General features: G+C 46.0%; 16 protein-coding genes and 1 tRNA gene. 5 read left to right on the forward strand and 12 right to left on the reverse strand.

Annotated elements, in window-relative coordinates:
* Positions 1–174: 174 nt before the first annotated feature.
* The 4 genes from phoU to KJB05_RS15150 are packed head-to-tail and all read right to left on the reverse strand — an operon-like array spanning position 175 to position 5,632.
* Positions 175–873 (reverse strand): phosphate signaling complex protein PhoU, encoded by a 699-nt coding sequence (phoU, locus tag KJB05_RS15135; RefSeq protein ID WP_005440349.1) that lies wholly within the window; start codon positions 871–873, stop codon positions 175–177.
* A 32-nt stretch (positions 874–905) separates the two neighbouring features.
* Positions 906–1,724, reverse strand: coding sequence for a phosphate ABC transporter ATP-binding protein PstB (gene pstB / locus KJB05_RS15140; RefSeq protein WP_208445720.1), 819 nt, complete (start codon positions 1,722–1,724; stop codon positions 906–908).
* Positions 1,725–1,726: 2 nt separating this feature from the next.
* Complete coding sequence (gene pstA / locus KJB05_RS15145) at positions 1,727–3,400, reverse strand: phosphate ABC transporter permease PstA (RefSeq protein WP_208445721.1); 1,674 nt, start codon at positions 3,398–3,400, stop codon at positions 1,727–1,729.
* A 27-nt stretch (positions 3,401–3,427) separates the two neighbouring features.
* Entirely contained in the window at positions 3,428–5,632 is a 2,205-nt protein-coding gene (locus KJB05_RS15150; protein WP_017188513.1) for an ABC transporter permease subunit, read from the reverse strand.
* Positions 5,633–5,844: 212 nt separating this feature from the next.
* On the opposite strand from KJB05_RS15150, the gene ppk1 reads away from it, so the two are divergent.
* Positions 5,845–7,935 carry a polyphosphate kinase 1 gene (gene ppk1, locus KJB05_RS15155; protein ID WP_187992494.1) on the forward strand — a complete coding sequence of 697 codons (2,091 nt, stop codon included), beginning with the start codon at positions 5,845–5,847 and terminating at the stop codon, positions 7,933–7,935.
* Positions 7,919–9,424 carry an exopolyphosphatase gene (ppx, locus tag KJB05_RS15160; RefSeq protein WP_208445722.1) on the forward strand — a complete coding sequence of 502 codons (1,506 nt, stop codon included), beginning with the start codon at positions 7,919–7,921 and terminating at the stop codon, positions 9,422–9,424. Before ppk1 ends, ppx begins: the two co-directional genes overlap by 17 nt.
* Positions 9,425–9,458: 34 nt before the next feature.
* On the opposite strand, the gene KJB05_RS15165 is transcribed toward ppx, so the two are convergent.
* From KJB05_RS15165 to phoB, 3 genes are read right to left on the reverse strand one after another with little or no spacing between them, the layout of a single operon-like run.
* Positions 9,459–10,424 (reverse strand): phosphate ABC transporter substrate-binding protein PstS family protein, encoded by a 966-nt coding sequence (locus KJB05_RS15165; protein ID WP_005445283.1) that lies wholly within the window; start codon positions 10,422–10,424, stop codon positions 9,459–9,461.
* Positions 10,424–11,722 carry a phosphate regulon sensor histidine kinase PhoR gene (gene phoR, locus KJB05_RS15170; protein ID WP_005445279.1) on the reverse strand — a complete coding sequence of 433 codons (1,299 nt, stop codon included), beginning with the start codon at positions 11,720–11,722 and terminating at the stop codon, positions 10,424–10,426. Before phoR ends, KJB05_RS15165 begins: the two co-directional genes overlap by 1 nt.
* Positions 11,723–11,762: 40 nt before the next feature.
* On the reverse strand, positions 11,763–12,452 hold the full coding sequence (gene phoB / locus KJB05_RS15175) for a phosphate regulon transcriptional regulator PhoB (protein ID WP_005424836.1): 690 nt from the start codon (positions 12,450–12,452) through the stop codon (positions 11,763–11,765).
* A gap of 224 nt (positions 12,453–12,676) precedes the next feature.
* Between phoB and rdgC the strand changes: the two genes are divergently transcribed.
* From rdgC to KJB05_RS15190, 3 genes are all read left to right on the forward strand, one after another.
* Positions 12,677–13,591 carry a recombination-associated protein RdgC gene (rdgC, locus tag KJB05_RS15180; RefSeq protein ID WP_061065593.1) on the forward strand — a complete coding sequence of 305 codons (915 nt, stop codon included), beginning with the start codon at positions 12,677–12,679 and terminating at the stop codon, positions 13,589–13,591.
* 166 nt (positions 13,592–13,757) lie between these two features.
* Positions 13,758–15,158 carry a tRNA 5-hydroxyuridine modification protein YegQ gene (gene yegQ / locus KJB05_RS15185; RefSeq protein ID WP_005424818.1) on the forward strand — a complete coding sequence of 467 codons (1,401 nt, stop codon included), beginning with the start codon at positions 13,758–13,760 and terminating at the stop codon, positions 15,156–15,158.
* Positions 15,159–15,160: 2 nt separating this feature from the next.
* Positions 15,161–15,415, forward strand: coding sequence for a YfhL family 4Fe-4S dicluster ferredoxin (locus KJB05_RS15190; protein ID WP_038896025.1), 255 nt, complete (start codon positions 15,161–15,163; stop codon positions 15,413–15,415).
* A 41-nt stretch (positions 15,416–15,456) separates the two neighbouring features.
* Here KJB05_RS15190 and KJB05_RS15195 read toward each other — a convergent pair whose 3' ends face one another.
* The 5 genes from KJB05_RS15195 to KJB05_RS15215 all read right to left on the reverse strand — a co-directional run bounded on the left by KJB05_RS15195 (position 15,457) and on the right by KJB05_RS15215 (position 19,095).
* Complete coding sequence (locus tag KJB05_RS15195; RefSeq protein WP_005424765.1) at positions 15,457–15,765, reverse strand: hypothetical protein; 309 nt, start codon at positions 15,763–15,765, stop codon at positions 15,457–15,459.
* 337 nt (positions 15,766–16,102) lie between these two features.
* Positions 16,103–16,942 (reverse strand): penicillin-insensitive murein endopeptidase, encoded by an 840-nt coding sequence (gene mepA / locus KJB05_RS15200; RefSeq protein WP_208445723.1) that lies wholly within the window; start codon positions 16,940–16,942, stop codon positions 16,103–16,105.
* 12 nt (positions 16,943–16,954) lie between these two features.
* A complete protein-coding gene (locus tag KJB05_RS15205) occupies positions 16,955–17,287 on the reverse strand; it encodes a DUF1904 domain-containing protein (protein WP_208445724.1) in 333 nt (110 codons plus the stop codon).
* Positions 17,288–17,741: 454 nt separating this feature from the next.
* The gene (locus KJB05_RS15210) at positions 17,742–18,755 is read right to left on the reverse strand and encodes an IS110 family transposase (protein ID WP_213053086.1); all 1,014 of its coding nucleotides are present in this window, start codon (positions 18,753–18,755) and stop codon (positions 17,742–17,744) included.
* 263 nt (positions 18,756–19,018) lie between these two features.
* Positions 19,019–19,095: transfer RNA gene (locus KJB05_RS15215), tRNA-Trp, on the reverse strand.
* Positions 19,096–19,125 lie beyond the last annotated feature (30 nt).

The following is a 19,125-nucleotide window of genomic DNA, read 5'->3' on the forward strand; positions in this document are numbered from 1 at the left end:
AGAAAGAAGAGATACGACAGGACTGAGCATCGGTGGTGCTTATGTGTATCAGGTGAATCCGATTCTCTCAGTCAGGGCAGGAGCGGATTTGGATATCTTTAAAGACTACAAAACCCACACGTTTACCGATACGGCAATCAATTTCTCTGTGGGTTTTGGTCTGCGGTTATAAGGTTATTTCAGTACGTCATCGATGCTTTGATCACCTAGATGGCGTACATCTTTTCCTTTCACGAAGTAGATAATGTATTCACAGATATTTTGGCAACGGTCACCCACGCGTTCAATGGCTCGCGCCGACCACATCACTTGCAGAATATGTGGAATGTTTTTCGGGTCTTCCATCATGTAAGTCATCAACTGACGAATCACCGCTTCGTATTCCGCATCCAACTTATCATCAAGCTTGTGTACTTCTGCTGCGGCTTCTACGTCCATACGCGCAAAGGCATCGAGCACTTGGTGAAGCATTTGGATTGCTTGACGGCATAAAGGCTCTAACGAGACTTGGAATTGGCGCTCTTTCGATGATGGGCTTTCAATCGCCACATAGGCAATACGTGTTGCAACATCACCAATGCGCTCAAGATCTGTGATGGTCTTAATGATAGCCATGATCAAGCGTAAGTCTTTTGCTGTAGGCTGACGCTTAGCAATGATGCGAGTACAAGCGTCATCAATCGACACTTCCATCGCATTAACTTTGTGATCATCACGCACAACTTTACGCGCCAGTTCGATGTCTTCCTTGTGCAAGGCTTGAATAGCATACGACAACTGCTGTTCTACCAAGCCTCCCATGGTGAGTACATGGGTACGAATCGATTCTAGCTCTACGTTAAATTGTCCTGAGATGTGACGTCCAAAGTGCATGGCTTTCCTTTTAATCCTTGAAAGGTCGCGGCTTAACCGTAACGACCGGTAATGTAATCTTCGGTTTGTTTCTTCATTGGAGAGGTGAAGATCGAATCCGCATCCGAGTATTCAATCAACTTACCCATATGAATGAACGCAGTGTGGTCACTGACGCGCGCCGCTTGCTGCATGTTATGGGTAACGATAACCACAGTATATTGAGTCTTGAGCTCGTTGATAAGCTCTTCAATAGTTAAAGTTGAGATTGGATCCAACGCTGATGTTGGTTCATCCAATAATAGTACTTCTGGCTCAATCGCGACGGCGCGAGCAATCACCAAACGTTGTTGCTGACCACCAGAAAGTCCAAATGCGTTTTCATGTAGACGATCTTTTACTTCGTCCCATAATGCCGCAGAACGCAGTGAACGCTCGACCGCATCGTCCAACATGCGACTGTTCTTCACACCTTGTAAACGAAGACCGTAAACCACGTTTTCGTAAATCGACTTAGGGAATGGGTTTGGGCGCTGGAATACCATGCCTACTCGGCGACGCAGCGTTGCCACATCCACACTTGGGTTGTACACATTCTTCCCGTGCAAACGTACTTTACCTGTCACCTTACAACCTTCGACTAAATCGTTCATACGGTTGATACAGCGCAGCAATGTGGATTTACCACAACCGGACGGTCCGATGAATGCGGTTACGCGCCCTTTCGGGATACGCATGGTGATATCATGCAGCGCCTGAGCCTGACCATAGAAAAGATTAAGGTTCTCGATCGAGATAGCCGTTTGTTCATCCGTCAGGTTGTGCACATCCAATGGCGGCTCATAACCTAATGTATTATCAAAGTTAAACATGCTTAATCTTGTCCTAAAGTTCGGTATTTCTCTCGCAGATTATTACGAATACTGATTGCTGTTAAGTTTAGTCCGACAATAACCGTCACGAGTAAGAAGGAAGTCGCGTAAACTAACGGACGCGCAGCTTCGATATTCGAGGTCTGGAATCCAACATCGTAAATGTGGAAGCCTAGGTGCATAAACTTTCTGTCTAAATGCACGTAAGGGAATTGCCCATCGACCGGTAAGCTCGAAGCTAATTTCACGACCCCCACCAGCATCAATGGTGCTACCTCACCCGCAGCGCGAGCAATCGCAAGAATCAAACCAGTGATTATCGCAGGGGTAGCCATAGGCAAAACCACACGCCACAAGGTCTCAAACTGTGTTGCACCCAAGGCTAACGAGCCATGACGAACTGAACTCGGAATACGGGTTAAACCTTCTTCTGTGGTGACAATCACCACCGGTAGCGTCAAGACCGCTAGCGTCAATGCCGACCACAACAGCCCCGGCGTACCAAAGGTTGGAGCGGGTAATCTCTCAGCGTAAAACAGGTTATCGATAGAGGCACCAATGGTGTAAACAAAAAAGCCCAAACCAAATACGCCGTAAACAATAGAAGGAACACCGGCAAGGTTAATCACCGCAATACGGATCACTCGAGTTAGGGCATTGTTCTTAGCGTATTCATGCAAATAAATCGCCGCAACCACACCCAATGGCATCACGATGATCGACATGATGATAACCAAGAAAACCGTACCGAAAATCGCGGGGAAAACACCACCTTCTGAGTTCGATTCACGAGGATCTTCGGATAAGAACTTCCAAACCTGTTTCCCCCAATGGGCAACTTTTTCAGGCAGTGACATTTGGTTTGGATACCAGTAGTCCAAAATGTCTTCTAATGGAATCGAAACTTGAGTCCCAGTCATATCTTCGACAATCAGCGCATAATCAGAGAAGCCCAAACGCAGTCCATCAAGCTGCATGTCTAGCTTGGCTAACTCTGCTTCAATTTCTGCTTTACGCTGACTGTTGTTTGCTAAAAACTCTTCAGTGATGGTGTCGTTAAGCTCGTGCTTACGTTTATCTAAGCGAAGCTGCTCTAACTGCCATCCCAAGTCTTTTACTTGGTCATCCACCAGCATGTCGATTTCGTGATGCAAGGTTTCGGCATCATCGAGCTTTTGCTCCAAAAGCGTTTGAATGTTGTTTTCGTAACGCGTGTTACCATCTTGGAAGGCAACAAACTTACCGAAGAAGTAGCCACCGCTGCTGCGTTCAATCACTGCCCATTCGCCCGGCGTAGTTGGATCATCCAACTGCATTCTCAACACAGAAATAAAGTCCGCTGGGTACAATTCACGGTTGGCAATTTTGATGTTTAGGCGCGTCGCAAACTCTTCGTCATCCGCGAGTTTATTCGCCGCTTCTTCTGGTAGGTAACTTCTTGGCACAAAGCTGCGCTCGTAAACCTGACCAACCAGAATCGAATTTTCATGCAGCACTTCGCCCTGCACCGGTGTCAGTGCAGCAACATTCCATTGATAAAGTGGCGCCGGCCAGAAGTAAGTAAGCCCCTTCCAGCCAATCAATAGCAATAACCCGAGGACAGAAAGCAGACTGATGCTTACCGCTCCCCCAGTTAACCAAATCCAAGGTGCGCCAGAACGAATCCAATTTAACACGCTATTACTCGCTCTTTCGTTAACTGATTACAACGCACGATATTTATCTCTTAGTCTTTGACGAACCCATTCCGCCAAGGCGTTCACCGCAAAGGTGAAGACAAACAAAATTAATGCCGATAGGAACAACAATCGGTAGTGCGAACTGCCTACTTCCGACTCTGGCAATTCAACCGCAATGGTCGCCGACAAGCTACGCAAGCCCTCTAGTACGTTCCAATCCATTAATGGCGTATTACCCGTCGCCATTAATACAATCATGGTTTCGCCCACAGCGCGACCAAGTCCCATCATGATTGCCGAGAAGATCCCCGGACTGGCTGTCAGCAGAACCACATAAATCAGGGTTTGCCATGGCGTAGCGCCAAGTGCTAATGAACCATCCGATAAGTGTTTCGGCACAGAGAAAATCGCATCTTCGGCAATGGTGAAAATCGTTGGAATAACCGCAAAGCCCATAGCCAAACCAACCACCAGCGCGTTACGTTGGTCAAAGCCAATGCCATGGTCAGTCAGAAACAAGCGCATGTCCCCGCCAAAGAAGGCTTGCTCAAGCATTGGTGATACCCACACACCCAAACCGATCAACAGCAGAAGCAAAGGCATCAATACCAAAGCATGCCACCCGTTAGGAAGGCGATTACGTATCGGTTGTGGGATCAGCGCCCATAGGCCACCCATCACCATGGTGCTCAGAGGCAAAACAAACAACATCACCACCACGGTAATCAAATGGTCTTCCACAATCGGGGCGAACCAAAGTCCGGCAAGGAAACCGATGATAACCGTAGGCAAAGCTTCCATTAACTCGATTGATGGCTTCACCACACGGCGCATACGTGGTGACATAAAGTAAGCGGTATAAATTGCGCCCAGTACAGCCAGCGGTACCGAGAACAACATCGCGAACATTGCCGCCTTGATGGTACCAAACGCAATTGGCACTAAGCTGAATTTCGCCTCGAAGTCATCACTGGCTGAGGTAGATTGCCACACAAATTCGGGCTCTGGGTAACCTTCATACCAAACCTTTTGCCATAAGGAGGACAGAGAGACTTCTGGGTACGGGTTATCAACAAACGCGACATTTAATTCGTCGTTTTGCCATGTGATCAAGTAGCGCTCGTTATTCGACATTCCTGCCATCACTGGCGCTTGTTTGTAGGCACGTTTAAACAACACCAACTTCTCACTGGTGGTGTAGTGGCTTTGCAACGTACCGTTGGTGTAAAAGCTGTAGAAACCTTTGCGGTGTGAATCGGGAAGTAAATACTTCAGCTCAGACGCCAATTTAAAGTCACGAATGTGAGTCAAAGTTCGCTGGTCGCCCTGCAACGTATCAAACCATTGCGATACACGCCCATCGTTATGCGTAACAAGCAGGGAATACGCCCCAGCCAACAAATCCATCGTTCTCACTGAGTGCTTTTTATCACCCTGAGTCAAATCGATCACTTCACGCACTGAAAACTTGTTGTCACCTTTCACCAAGACAATCAGCTCTGATCCATTTCTCAAGTAAAGGTTATTGCCATCTGGCGTCAGCAACATTTGGTCTGGCGCATCAAAACCTGAAGAGAAGGTGTAATCATGGGTAACAGGTGATGCATCTAACAGTTGAGGAACCTGCCAACGCGCTTTTATTACGCCGCTTTGTGTTTGCCAAACAAGGGTTGGAGCTTGCGTGGAAGTACTAAAAACAAACTTCTTAACTGGATCGGATGCATCTGTCAGTTGCATGTCCATTGAAGTTCGAAACGGCACGACTTCTGGTGGGCGAGTGTTTTCGCGCAGCGTTGCGTTAAATTCTGGCTTGAAGATGTGCGCTTTGCCTTGGTCATCAACCAAACCATACCACCCTAACCCTGGCGCAGACTGAGAAAATGCCACTGGGTTGTTGGCTATCTGCTGAGTGTACAACGCAGGCTTGCTGGAATCATCGAGAGGAAGAAAACGCACTTCACCGGATTGTGTTAACACCAGACCGATTTGAGAGTAATCATCAACGGAAATTGCGAGTGGCTTCCCGCTTTGGGTAGCACGAGCGGCATAATTGGTTTCGATCTCTGCATCAGAAAACAGAGGAATGATCACCATTGCAAGGTAAACGAAGATCAACACAAGAGCAGCAAGAACGCCTACACCACCGGATGTCACTGCAAATCGAACCAAACGATCTTTGATCAATCGTTTTTTATCTTTTTCCTGCAATGAAAACTCGGCTTGTGCCATTGATCTCTCTACCCTTTTTGACTTAGTACTAGAATATGTCGTTAAGATGACAATTATATTACAGATCACATTAAACAACTGAAAAGAATACAACTCTTATGCAGACCGTGTTATGAAATAAATCTGTAACGTAAACCTCATAATGTTCAGGCTCATCTTTTTTTATCCCACAGATGAGTGCGGATTTACTTCATTTTAGGCTAGGTAAGGTTATGAGCGCAGAAAAACTCTATATAGAAAAAGAACTTAGTTGGTTGTCTTTTAACGAGAGAGTATTACAAGAAGCCGCTGATAAAACCGTCCCCCTAATCGAACGTATTCGTTTTCTAGGGATCTTTTCCAATAACTTAGATGAGTTCTACAAGGTTCGCTTTGCAGACGTAAAACGTCGGATCTTGATCAACCAAGAACGAGGTGGAAGCGATAACTCTAAGCACTTGTTAACTAAGATGCAAACCAAAGCATTGAGGCTGAACGAACAATTTGATGAACTGTACGGTGATTTGATCCGAGAAATGGCACGACGCCGCATTTTCTTGGTTAACGAAAACCAACTGGACGACACACAAAAACGCTGGATCACCAAGTACTTTCGCAAAGAAGTCATGCCACACATCACTCCGCTTTTGATTAAAGATGACATCGATGTGTTGCAGTTTCTTAAAGACGAATACGCCTACATTACCGTCGATCTGCGCAAAGACGATCATTCCCAATACGCTTTACTCGAAATCCCAACTGACCACCTACCCCGCTTCGTTATGGTTCCGGAGCAAAAAGGCAAACGTCGCAAGACCATCATTCTGCTCGACAACATCATCCGTTACTGTCTGGATGAGCTGTTTAAAGGCTTCTTCGATTATGACGAGCTAAATGGCTACGCGATGAAGATGACCCGCGATGCCGAATACGATTTACGCCTAGAGATCGAATACAGCTTGCTTGAACAGATGTCTGAAGGGGTGAACCAACGCTTGACTGCCATGCCAGTGCGCTTTGTTTACGAGCGTGAAATGCCGCAAGAGATGCTCGATTTCTTGTGCAGCAAACTGCAAATCTCCAACTACGACAGTTTGATTCCCGGTGGTCGTTACCACAACTTTAAAGACTTCATTGGCTTCCCAAATGTTGGTCGTGAGTACCTAGAAAACAAACCCATGCCACCGATGAAATGTGCCGACTTCGAAGGCTATGCCAACAGTTTCGATGCGATCAAAGCCAAAGACATTTTGCTTTACTACCCTTATCACACCTTTGATCACATATCTGAACTGGTTCGCCAAGCTTCCTTCGATCCTAAAGTATTGGCAATTAAAATTAATATCTACCGCGTTGCCAAAGATTCGCGCTTGATGAACTCACTGATCGATGCAGTGCACAATGGCAAAAGCGTGACAGTGGTGGTGGAGCTGCAAGCCCGATTCGATGAAGAAGCCAATATCGAGTGGTCAAAGGTTCTCACCGATGCAGGCGTGCACGTTATCTTTGGTGCGCCGGGTCTAAAAATTCACTCCAAACTGCTCCTGATCAGCCGCCGCGAAGAAGGTGAAATCGTGCGTTACGCGCATATCGGTACAGGTAACTTCCATGAGAAAACCGCACGCATCTACACCGACTTCGCGCTGCTAACTGCAGATCAAGAAATTACCAATGAGGTTCGTAACGTCTTTGGCTATATCGAGAACCCATACCGTCCAGTAAGGTTTAATCACCTCATCGTTTCACCACGCAATTCGCGTAAACAACTCTACCGTTTGATTGATGGGGAGATTGCCAACGCAAAAGCCGGCAAGAAAGCAGCACTGACGATCAAAGTGAATAACTTGGTCGACAAAGGCATCGTCAATAAACTTTATGGTGCGAGCAATGCCGGGGTGAAAATCAATATGATTATCCGCGGTATGTGTTCACTCGTACCGGGTATTGAAGGTGTGAGCGAAAACATTCGCATCATCAGTATTGTTGACCGCTTCCTTGAGCACCCTCGCGTCGTCATCACTCACAATGATGGTGACCCACAAGTTTACATCTCATCGGCGGACTGGATGACACGAAATATCGATCATCGTATTGAAGTTGCCGCTCCGGTTCGTGACCCACGTTTGAAACAACGCATTATTGATATAACTAACATTCACTTTACCGATACAGTAAAGGCTCGTTTGATAGATAAAGAGATGAGCAACAGCTACGTACCGCGAGGTAATCGTAAAAAAGTTCGATCACAAGTTGCCATCTACGACTATCTTAAAAATATAGAGAAACAAACAAGAAAACAAAAAGCAGATGCCTCAGATACTTGAACAAGATGTACGCCACATTGCAGCCATTGACCTTGGGTCGAACAGCTTCCATATGGTGGTGGCGAAAGTTGTTGGAAGTGACCTGCAATTAGTCAGCCGCCATAAACAGCGAGTGCGCTTAGCTGCCGGGCTCGATTCAGAATTAAACCTCAGTCACGCCGCGATGGAGCGAGGCCTTGAGTGCCTCGCGATGTTCGCCGAGCGCCTGCAAGGCTTTGAAACGTCAAACGTAAGAATTGCAGCGACCCATACCTTAAGGCGTGCCAACAACGCTCATCTGTTTATCAAACGAGCAAAAAAGGTGCTGCCTTTCCCAATTGAAATCATTCCGGGCGAAGAAGAAGCTCGCCTCATCTATCTCGGCGTCGCGCACACCCAAGCGGAGTCTAACTCCAAGTTAGTTGTCGATATCGGTGGCGGCAGTACCGAGATGATCATTGGTCAAGAGTTTGAGCCAGAGCTTCTCAACAGTAAACAAATGGGTTGTGTGAGTTTTACCGAACAGTTCTTCAATAATGGCAAACTGTCACGGAAGAACTTCAGCAAAGCAATTCTCGCCGCAGAGCAGCGTATTGAATCCATTGCTGTAAAATACCGCAAGAAAGGTTGGGATATTGCCCTAGGCTCTTCTGGTACGATTAAAGCGATTCGCGAAGTCTTGATTGGTTTAGGTCATGAAGATGGACTGATCACCAACAAGCGTTTGGGTAAGCTAATCGACACATTGTGCGAGTTTGAGTCCATTGATGATATCGAGCTTATTGGTTTGACCGATGAACGCAAGCCAGTCTTTGCAGCAGGTGTAGCCATTTTGGCTGCCATCTTCCAATCACTAAAAATCAGCCAGATGTTCTTCTCGGATGGCGCATTGCGAGAAGGGCTGCTCTACGAGATGGAAGAACGTTTCGCTCGTTCTGATATTCGTATGCGCACCACAGAAAACCTCGCAAAACAACATCGCGTTGATATCGAACACGCAGCACGCGTAAAAGGTCATGCAAGAGAGATGCTGTGCAATGTTCGTTCTGAACTAGGTATCAAGAAGAAAAGTGAGTTGTTCGATTTATTGGAATGGGCGGCTTTGCTACATGAAGTCGGCTTGAGCATCAGTCTGCGCGGTTTCCATCGTCACTCATTCTACATTCTGCTGCACTCAAACTTGCCCGGCTTTAACCGCGAGCAGCAATTGGTATTGGCGACTTTAGCTCGCTTCCAACGTAAATCCCTCAAGTTGAATGAGTTCCCAGAGTTTAACCTCTACAGAGAGAGTGACATCATCAACTTAATTAAGATTCTGCGTCTAGCGATTGTGGTCAACGGTCAACGCAATGATGACCCGCTACCAGAGCTGACATTATCGATAGAAGAAGATAAGTGGGTACTTACCTGCGCAGAGGAAGATTGGTTGGAGAATAACAAACTGCTCGATGCAGATTTGCAGGAAGAACAACAACGCTGGGAAAGCGCAGGATGGACATTGAACTTCTAACTACGAACTCAATGAGATAAAGAAAAAGGTCGGCTTATAAACCGACCTTTTTTAATTCCTCTGCAGCGAAATCGGCAGTAATGGGAACATAACCGTCTTTCGCGACCAGCGCTTGCCCTTGAGCTGAGAACATAAAGCGAATGAACTCAGCTTCAATTGGGCTTAACGGATAGTCCGGATGTTTATTCACGTATACATAGAGGTAGCGCGATAGTGGGTACTTACCTGAAATGATATTTTCACGCACAGGGCTAACGTAATCTGTGCCTGTTTTCGCAATTGGGACTAAACGAACACCCGCCACGCGATAGCCTACGCCTGAATAACCTACACCACTGATCGTTGATGCCACAGACTGCACCACTGACGCCGATCCCGGTTGCTCGTTCACACGAGTTTTAAAATCACCGCCACACAAGGCATTACTTTTAAAATAACCGTACGTACCCGATACCGAGTTACGACCAAACAGCTGCAAATTACGTTTCGCCCACTCAGCTTTGATGCCTAACTCACGCCAGTTGGTGATGAACTCACTTTCGCCACAACGTAAAGTCGCGGAAAACATCGCATCCAACTGATGGAAATTAAGCCCTTTGATTGGATTATCTTGGTGCACAAAAATACCAATCGCATCAATCGCAACACGAAGCGCCGTTGGTTTGTAACCATGCACCCGCTCAAATGCTTCGATCTCACGCATACGCATTGAGCGACTCATTGGGCCGAATTGTGCAGTTTGTTCCGTTAACGCCGGTGGCGCAGTCGATGAACCAGACGCCTGAACCTGAGCATTAATATTCGGGTAGATAGATTTAAACTCTTCCACCCAAAGCGTGGTCATGCCCGCTAGCGTATCCGAACCGACTGACAATAAGTTGCCCGCAATACCCGTTGTCTTTTGATAATTCGGCAGCGGTTTATCTTGTGCAACAGCCACGCTGGAAAGCATCAACGTGGCTAGAGTGATCTTCTTAATAGCTTTGGATACAACACTCATTACTTCACCACCAAACGACTTGGTAGGATGAAGGAGAACTTACTGCCGACACCAACTTCACTGTAAATTTCGAGATGAGAGTCATGGTGGCTCAACGCGTGCTTAACGATGGCTAAGCCAAGACCACTGCCGCCGGTATCTCGTGAGCGGGCTTTATCGACGCGATAGAAACGCTCGGTCAATCGGTGTAAGTGTTGTGGTTCAATACCATCACCGCTGTCTTCAACCTCTAGACAAGCGCCTTGCGCGGTTTGATACCAACGAACGTTGATGTGTGCACCAGGTGGTGTGTATTTCACTGCGTTGTACACCAAGTTAGAGATCGCACTACGCAGTTGGTCATCATCGCCGAGCACGCGCAGACTAGAATCCACGTCGAACTTCAACTGATGTTGATCATCACCACTTAGGCTTACCGCTTCCTTCTCTAGCACTTCTAACATGCTAGGGACATTGACCACATCTTCCAACTCATGCATTGGTGCCGCTTCAATCTTAGACAGCGTCAGAAGCTGATTAACCAAGCTGTTCATGCGGTTGAGCTGCTCTGTCATCACCCCATGCGCTTTCGTCCACATTGGACCAACAATCATATCTGGATCTTCTGTCATCTCAAGATAGCCTTGCAGTACCGTCATCGGTGTACGAAGCTCATGAGATACGTTGGCGAAGAAGTTACGACGCATACCTTCAAGCTGTTTAAGTTGGCTCACATCACGCACCACCATCAGGTGTTCCCCTTCGGTGTAAGGTACGATACGCAGTTCCAACATTCGCTCGACATTCAATGGTGAGCGCATTTCTAGCGGCTCTGAGAAGTCTTGTTTATTGATGTACTTAATAAAGTCTGGAGTACGGATGAGGTTAGAAATAGGTTGCCCAGAATCTTCCGGCCAGTGGAAACCCAAAAGGTGTTGCGCGAGCTTGTTACACCATACGATGTTACCTTCAGCACGAAACACCACCACCGCATCCGGCAGCGATTCAGCACCATTACGGAAACGGCGAATCAAATTGGTAAGCTCTTTACGCTTACGACGCTGACGTTGTTGCAATCGGTATAAACCGTTGAATAACGATTCCCAGTTGCCACTACCTGACGGTGGCGTAAGACGCTTTTCATCCCACAGCCAAGCCGACAAGCGCACCTGATTATGCAAATGCCATACAAGCTGCAAAGCCGTGGCCGCCAAAAGCAACCACGGCATATAACCGAATATCCAACCTATTATCACCCAAGGGGTGTAAAAAAAAGCCAGCTCCCAGGCCAGCTTTTTCCAAGTCAATCTTTCAACCACTCATTACTCCAGAAATGGTATTGATAAGCTGCGAGCGATGTTATGCCTTCGTCGAGAAACGGTATCCTGCGCCACGAACAGTTTGGATGAGTTTGTCGTGACCTGCCGCCTCAAGCGCTTTACGCAAACGACGAATATGTACATCAACGGTACGGTCTTCTACATACACGTTGGTGCCCCAAACATTGTTTAGTAGTTGTTCACGACTGTAAACACGCTCTTGGTGCGTCATGAAGAAGTGCAACATTTTGAACTCTGTTGGTCCCATATCAACCGCTTCATCATTTGCGGTCACACGGTGAGAAACAGGATCCAACTTCAGACCTTGTACATCAATCACATCTTCGAGCGCAGTCGGTGTTACGCGGCGAATAACGGCTTTAAGGCGAGCAACCAACTCTTTTGGTGAGAAAGGTTTGGTGATGTAGTCATCCGCGCCAACTTCTAAGCCGCGCACTTTGTCTTCTTCTTCACCACGAGCTGTCAGCATCACAACGGGAATGTTGCGAGTTAACTCTTCGCGCTTCATGTGTTTGATGAAGTTAATACCACTGCCACCTGGTAGCATCCAGTCTAGTAGCACTAAATCCGGGAAGGGTTCAGCCAGTTTGGTTACCGCAGAGTCGTAATCTTCTGCTTCTACTGCTTGATAACCTTTTTGTTCAAGCACGAAGCATAGCATTTCGCGAATCGGAGCTTCGTCTTCAACAACCAGAATCCTTCTAGACATAATTGAATAACCTTATGTTAGTTGAGCTAATGAATTTAAAGGACAAAGCGCCCCTCTATGCATAAGCATTATTACTACCAATTATGACACTTTTGTGACCTTTGAAAACAAATTTTCATATAACTTTCTTTTGAGATTCATCATGATCTTTTTCAATTCAATTAGGACAACGCCGGGAAAATTCCCTATGATTAGTCCCTTGTCATCAAGCCTAGAGAAGATTTATGTGGTTTAAAAACTGTCTGGTATACCGCGTTAACCGCGAGGTTAACTTCAACGCCGATCAACTGGAAACTCAACTAGCCGAGTTCCGATTCACCCCTTGTGGAAGCCAAGATAAGCAAAAGTCTGGCTGGGTTAGCGCGATGGGTAGAAATGGCGACATGATGACGCACGTTTCTGAAAACCGCATTCTGATTTGCGCTAAGAAAGAAGAAAAAATGCTGCCTGCTTCAGTGATCAAAGACTCACTAAATGCAAAAGTAGAAGCAATGGAAGCACAGGAAGGTCGTCCTCTTAAAAAGAAAGAGAAAGACAACCTGAAAGATGACATCGTAATGGACCTCCTGCCACGTGCGTTCAGCCGTAGCAGCCACACTTACGTGCTGATTATGCCAAAAGAAGGCTTCATCCTTGTTGATGCAAGCAGCTACAAAAAAGCAGAAGACGTATTGGCACTACTACGTAAGACAATGGGTAGCCTGCCTGTTGTACCAGCAATCCCAGAAGTTGCGATCGAAACAACTCTAACTGAATGGGTAAAAACTGGTGATACACCACAAGGCATCACAATGATGGACGAAGCAGAGCTTAAGTCTGTGCTAGAAGAAGGCGGCGTGATTCGTTGTAAGAAGCAAGAGCTTACAACCGATGAAATCCGCAACCACATCGCTGCAGATAAAGTGGTGACTAAGCTAGCACTGAACTGGCAAGATCGTATCGAATTCATCATGGCAGAAGATTCTGGCATCAAACGTCTGAAGTTCTCTGATGAACTAAAAGACCAAAACGATGATATCCCACGCGAAGATCAGGCTGCTCGCTTCGACGCAGACTTCTCTCTAATGTGTGGCGAGTTCAGCGCTTTCCTACCAAATCTATACGAAGCATTGGGCGGTCTGCCAAACCCTAACGCTTGATTTCGTACAAAGATTAACCATAACGCCCTCACTTTTTTTGAGGGCGTTTGTTTATCTAAAACATAATTCTCCTAGTCACAGGTCACATTTTGACGTAAAATTTGCGCCCCATTTCCATGAGGTGGAATTGGCCTGACTTGTGATCAGATATTAAGAGAATTGAGCAATGACAACAGAGAAAGCATTCGTACCAGAGCTACTATCTCCAGCAGGTAGCCTTAAAAACATGCGTTACGCATTCGCCTACGGCGCAGATGCAGTATACGCTGGTCAACCTCGCTACAGCCTTCGCGTACGTAACAACGAGTTCAACCACGAAAACCTACAAATCGGTATCAACGAAGCGCATGCCCTAGGCAAAAAGCTTTACGTGGTATGCAACATCCAACCGCACAACTCTAAGCTTAAAACTTTCATCCGTGACCTTAAACCAGTGGTAGAAATGGGTCCAGACGCACTTATCATGTCTGATCCAGGTCTAATCATGATGGTTCGCGAAGCGTTCCCAGAAATGCCAATTCACCTGTCTGTACAGGCGAACGCAGTAAACTGGGCAACAGTGAAATTCTGGGCTGCTAACGGTGTTGAGCGCGTGATCGTTTCTCGTGAGCTTTCTCTAGAAGAAATCGAAGAAATTCGCGAGCATTGTCCTGAAACTGAATTAGAAGTTTTCGTTCACGGTGCTCTATGCATGGCTTACTCTGGCCGTTGCCTACTTTCTGGTTACATCAACAAACGTGACCCTAACCAAGGTACATGTACTAACGCATGTCGTTGGGAGTACAAAGTTGAAGAAGGCAAAGAAAACGACACTGGCGATATCGTAGAAAAATTTGACCCAACGGAAGCGCAAGCAATTGAAGTTGCTGACGAGCGTCCTGAGACAACCATCGGTCGCGGCAAACCAACCGATGAAGTCGTTCTGCTTTCTGAAGCACATCGTCCAGAAGAGAAGATGGCAGCTTACGAAGATGAGCACGGCACTTACATCATGAACTCGAAAGACCTACGTGCAATCCAACACGTAGAACGTCTAACTAAGATGGGTGTTCACTCATTGAAGATCGAAGGTCGTACTAAGTCATTCTACTACTGTGCTCGTACTGCTCAGGTATACCGCAAAGCGATTGATGACGCAGTTGCTGGTCGTCCATTTGATGAAAGCCTAATGGGTACGCTAGAAAGCCTAGCTCACCGTGGCTACACAGAAGGTTTCCTGCGTCGCCATACTCACGACAGCTACCAAAACTACGATTACGGTTACTCTGTATCTGATGCTCAGCAATTCGTTGGTGAATTCACTGGCAAACGTCGTGGTGACATGGCGGAAGTTGAGGTGAAGAACAAATTCATCGTTGGTGACAGCCTTGAGCTAATGACACCAAAAGGCAACGTAATCTTCACGCTAGAAGCGATGGAAAACCGTAAGTCAGAATCAATTGAAGACGCAAAAGGTAACGGACACTTCGTATTCATCCCAGTTCCAGAAGACATGGATCTAGAATACGGTCTGTTGATGCGTAACTTAAATGCAGGTCAGGATACCCGTAACCCAACTGGTAAGTAATCATGGCACTACTTATTACCGATAAGTGCATCAACTGTGATATGTGTGACCCAGAGTGCCCTAACGGTGCTATTACTATGGGTGACAGCATTTTCGAGATTGACCCAACGCTCTGTACTGAGTGCAAAGGCCACTACGAGAAGCCAACATGCCAGTCAGTGTGTCCTATTACAAAATGCATTATTACCGATCCTAATCATGTTGAAACTGAAGAGCAATTGCTAGAGAAGTTTGTGATTATTCAAGGGTTAGCGTAATCAAAAGGGGTTCAACTTTGCAGCCAAAGTTGAACCTTTTTTTAACCCGATTTTTCGATAGGAATGATGTTGCAAAACAGTTCTTTTTCGAAATGATACTCTAACTTTTCGCGCCAGTTTTCAGCTTGAGATACAGGTATCAAATAAAAATTTTCACGGCTCGTATCAGTAACGAAAGCTATTCCGTATTGCATCAGTTCGTAATGCACATCATTAACAAAACCTGGATCAAGGCGCTGACGCCCTGTCAGGTGATTAACATCCTCTCGAGTCAAATAGACCCCTTTAGTATCACTGCTAAATCTGTGTCTTAACCACTCTGCAAATTCTTTTGCACAAATCATAGTCATGGTTTTGTCCTTGATTAACTCTTTGGTGGGGAGACCGCCTCCTTTCCCACCTTAATACAGTAGTCTGCGTTGCCGTTTGTCCTTCACCAACCAACAGACATATTGCTAAGAAATCAGAGAATCGCGACGAAAAGATCTTTCTTGAAATTAAAATTGCGAGTAACGAAAGCGAACGCAACCTTTTGTTTATGTTAGATTTCTATAATATGCCACCAAAACTAATCAGGTTAGTTTTTGTACTGGTATTATTCACTGTAGACAAAAGAATGATCTTTCTCCAGTTTCATAAAAAGAACTGGAAAAGGCATATGGATAGATTAATGAGGGACAAAGGTCTTTAGTTCTTAGTGATCAACGATTGACACTGTGCTGGTATCACCTTTTGTTTTTTCGGCTTTGGTGTCACCTTAGGCTTGTTCTTCGCCACTGGAGGCGGCGTCGCTTTAGGTTTCCAACTAGCCAATTCAGCACCACAGCCATCACCCACAGGAGGAGGTGCTTGGTTTACACAATTAGAGCTCGACTCAGGGCAAGTTAATCTCACGTGGAAGTGGTAATGATGTCCCCACCAAGGGCGAACCTTACGTAACCAATTTCGGTCTTTCTCACCTTCTTGCTTACATAATTGCTCTTTAATCACTGGATGAACAAAGATACGAGCAACATCCTGACTCTTCGCTGCACTCCGAATCAGTTCAAAGTGCCTATCTTCCCAACGGTGTTCTAGAATCTTGTATTTTTTAAGATCGACGACACTGATGGGTTTTGGAAGTTGAAGCTCATTGTAAGAAAGCGGTTCATCAGCCAAGCGCAGCCAAATATCAATATCCAAGCCGGTTTGATGACTAGAGTGGCCAGTAGAAAAACGTCCACCGCGAGCTAGGGATAAGTCCCCAATAAGTAACGTTGTGTTGAGATCTTGATTGGCTTTTTTCGCTAACTCTTCAACAAAGCTAATCGTGTGAGGGTGCCCATAGTAACGCTTCGTTTTACTGCGTAAAACCTGATAACCAATACCATCAAGCGGGAGAGGAGAAGCTCCATCTAAACAGCCATTAGCATAACTGCCGATAGAAGAGGATGTGTTATTTGTGGGACCAGAGACCTGCTCCCACGGAGTAGCATAAAGAGAAGCTGAGAATAGAAAACTTAAACAAAAAGAAAGACTCAGCTTCATCACGCTCATTCCTTAATAGTGCTCACCATTATCATAGTAGCCTTTAGGAGAGAGTGCAGAGAAAATTACCGCAACATCGATATCTTCACCGACAATACCACGAACTTGCTCAGTAATCGCTTTAGCCACTTTATTCTGAGTCTCTTGCCCACGGTCAAACCACAACACCTCAACAAAAGGATAAGCAGCACTTACTTCACCTTCGCTAAAAAATGTACTGTAGATGTATTCGAAAGTGAAATCTTCACGAGGACAATCCATTAATGGTTGCAGTTCATCGGTAAGAGGTTTTGATAGCGCTTGAACCGCTTGAGGCTCAACAGCTCTAAATCGAAGATGTGGCATAGACTTGCTTCCTAATTATTAGAATTCAGCGCCGATAATAACAGGAACTCGCTCTCTTATCACGCTGAGAGCTTGCAGGCATGCATAAGCCTAAATACCTTAAAGCAAACAACTGTTGCTAGGTTACTTGAGAAGAGATGACTCATAGGCCTACGGAGCAGCCTGCACTTTAAATACCTTCTCTCAGAGAGAAATTTGAAAAGGCAGCAGAAACGAAAATGTATGGTCCGCCCCGTTATTGCAACTACAATTTAGTAATAACGGAGTTGGTTTGCGCTAATGTATTCGGAGTCCACGTTGGGAACATTAACTTCCCGCTCCACGATGATATCCGCGCCAGATTATCCTTAAAAGCCCCAAAGCAACTAGGTGCTATTTTTTGTATCAGGTTACTAATCTGGCCGATCGACCGTTTTTGTCATCACGTTCATTGGCGTTGCAAACTTGGTTATGGCTATACAGCCTTAAAAGCTTGGCGGTGGTACAACACCGCCCAAGCTATTCTTGCTAGCTTATTGGCAAGTGCGACTACCACTACATTAAACGGCTTTGTTGCTCGTAAATTGACTAACCAATCTCCAAACACTTTTCCTGTTGTTTCTATCCTAGATAGCACGGACCTCGCTCCATGTATAAATAGAGCGCGAAGGTGTTTGTTCCCTCGTTTACTCATGCCTAATAACTTTGATTTGCCACCCGTTGAATACTGCCTTGGAACGAGTCCTAGCCATGCGGCCATCTCGCGACCTCCACCAAAGTTTGAAGGAGAACTGATATTAGCCACACACAGCGTTGCTGTTAAATCACCAATACCAGGAATACTCTTCAAAAGCTCGGCATTTTCATTATTTTCAGTAATTGCTTTCAGTTTTCTATCTTGAGTAGATACTTGCTCATTTAGGTATTTATAGTGCTCATGAATCGAGAGCAACTCAGCGACCAGACTCGGTGGTAGTTTTATATCTTGCTCGGCCAACCACTGAAATAGCGCTTTCATCTTGGCATGGCCTTTAGGAAAACTCAGCCCAAACTCAAGTAGTATTGCTCCAATTCGGCTCATACAAGCCGTTCGTTCTTTGATATAACCATCCCTCACTCGATGGATAGCTGCGATTACCTGAGCTTCCTCTGACTTGGCAGAGACAAATCTCATGCTTGGTCGACTCGCTGCTTCTGCTATCGCAGCTGCATCAATAAAGTCGTTCTTGTTACCTTTGACGTAAGGTTTTACATATTGAGGCGGGATAAGTCGAACTCGATGCCCATAGGCTTCACACTTTCTCGCAAGCCAGTGAGCACCACCACAGGCTTCAAAAGCGATGATGGTAGGTTCAAGTACAGATAAGAAACGAAGTAGTTGGATTCGACTAAACTTACGGCGAATAACGTCTTTGCCAGTGTGATTGTTACCAACCGCATGAAAGCAGTGCTTGCCTAAATCGATACCTAAGATGTGAATGGTAGACATATGGTTCACCTCGTTCTGAGAGCCTACTCTAAGCGTAGGGCTTGAGAGTGAGGCGGACCATATAATTAGCCCCAGCATTGCTGCCGGGACGCGTAGTCTGAGGCGTAATATATGACAGGGGTGGACCTGACTATCCAGAGGTTCGACTGAGCTGGCACCCCAGATCCCAACACGCGCTGTTTTGAGTATCAGGGGATCCGTTGCTTTGATCTTGAGATACAAATACGAAAAAGGCTCTAGTCTTTCGACTAGAGCCTTGAATATGGCAGGGGTGGAGAGATTCGAACTCCCAACACGCGGATTTGGAATCCGCTGCTCTGCCAATTGGAGCTACACCCCTGTAGTTCGTGTTTAATGAGACGACTCTCGA

The sequence above is a fragment of the Vibrio sp. B1ASS3 genome, from assembly GCF_905175355.1.
GTDB classification, from domain to species: Bacteria; Pseudomonadota; Gammaproteobacteria; order Enterobacterales; family Vibrionaceae; genus Vibrio; species Vibrio owensii.

Bases quoted from the DNA above. Each gene is read 5' to 3' on its own strand.
- KJB05_RS15150 (WP_017188513.1), bottom strand. From the start codon at position 5,632: ATGGCACAAGCCGAGTTTTCATTGCAGGAAAAAGATAAAAAACGATTG.
- KJB05_RS15190 (WP_038896025.1), top strand. From the start codon at position 15,161: ATGGCACTACTTATTACCGATAAGTGCATCAACTGTGATATGTGTGAC.
- KJB05_RS15205 (WP_208445724.1), bottom strand. From the start codon at position 17,287: ATGCCACATCTTCGATTTAGAGCTGTTGAGCCTCAAGCGGTTCAAGCG.
- yegQ (WP_005424818.1), top strand. From the start codon at position 13,758: ATGACAACAGAGAAAGCATTCGTACCAGAGCTACTATCTCCAGCAGGT.
- phoU (WP_005440349.1), bottom strand. From the start codon at position 873: ATGCACTTTGGACGTCACATCTCAGGACAATTTAACGTAGAGCTAGAA.
- mepA (WP_208445723.1), bottom strand. From the start codon at position 16,942: ATGAAGCTGAGTCTTTCTTTTTGTTTAAGTTTTCTATTCTCAGCTTCT.
- KJB05_RS15165 (WP_005445283.1), bottom strand. From the start codon at position 10,424: ATGAGTGTTGTATCCAAAGCTATTAAGAAGATCACTCTAGCCACGTTG.
- ppx (WP_208445722.1), top strand. From the start codon at position 7,919: ATGCCTCAGATACTTGAACAAGATGTACGCCACATTGCAGCCATTGAC.
- rdgC (WP_061065593.1), top strand. From the start codon at position 12,677: ATGTGGTTTAAAAACTGTCTGGTATACCGCGTTAACCGCGAGGTTAAC.
- phoB (WP_005424836.1), bottom strand. From the start codon at position 12,452: ATGTCTAGAAGGATTCTGGTTGTTGAAGACGAAGCTCCGATTCGCGAA.
- KJB05_RS15210 (WP_213053086.1), bottom strand. From the start codon at position 18,755: ATGTCTACCATTCACATCTTAGGTATCGATTTAGGCAAGCACTGCTTT.
- pstB (WP_208445720.1), bottom strand. From the start codon at position 1,724: ATGTTTAACTTTGATAATACATTAGGTTATGAGCCGCCATTGGATGTG.
- KJB05_RS15195 (WP_005424765.1), bottom strand. From the start codon at position 15,765: ATGACTATGATTTGTGCAAAAGAATTTGCAGAGTGGTTAAGACACAGA.
- ppk1 (WP_187992494.1), top strand. From the start codon at position 5,845: ATGAGCGCAGAAAAACTCTATATAGAAAAAGAACTTAGTTGGTTGTCT.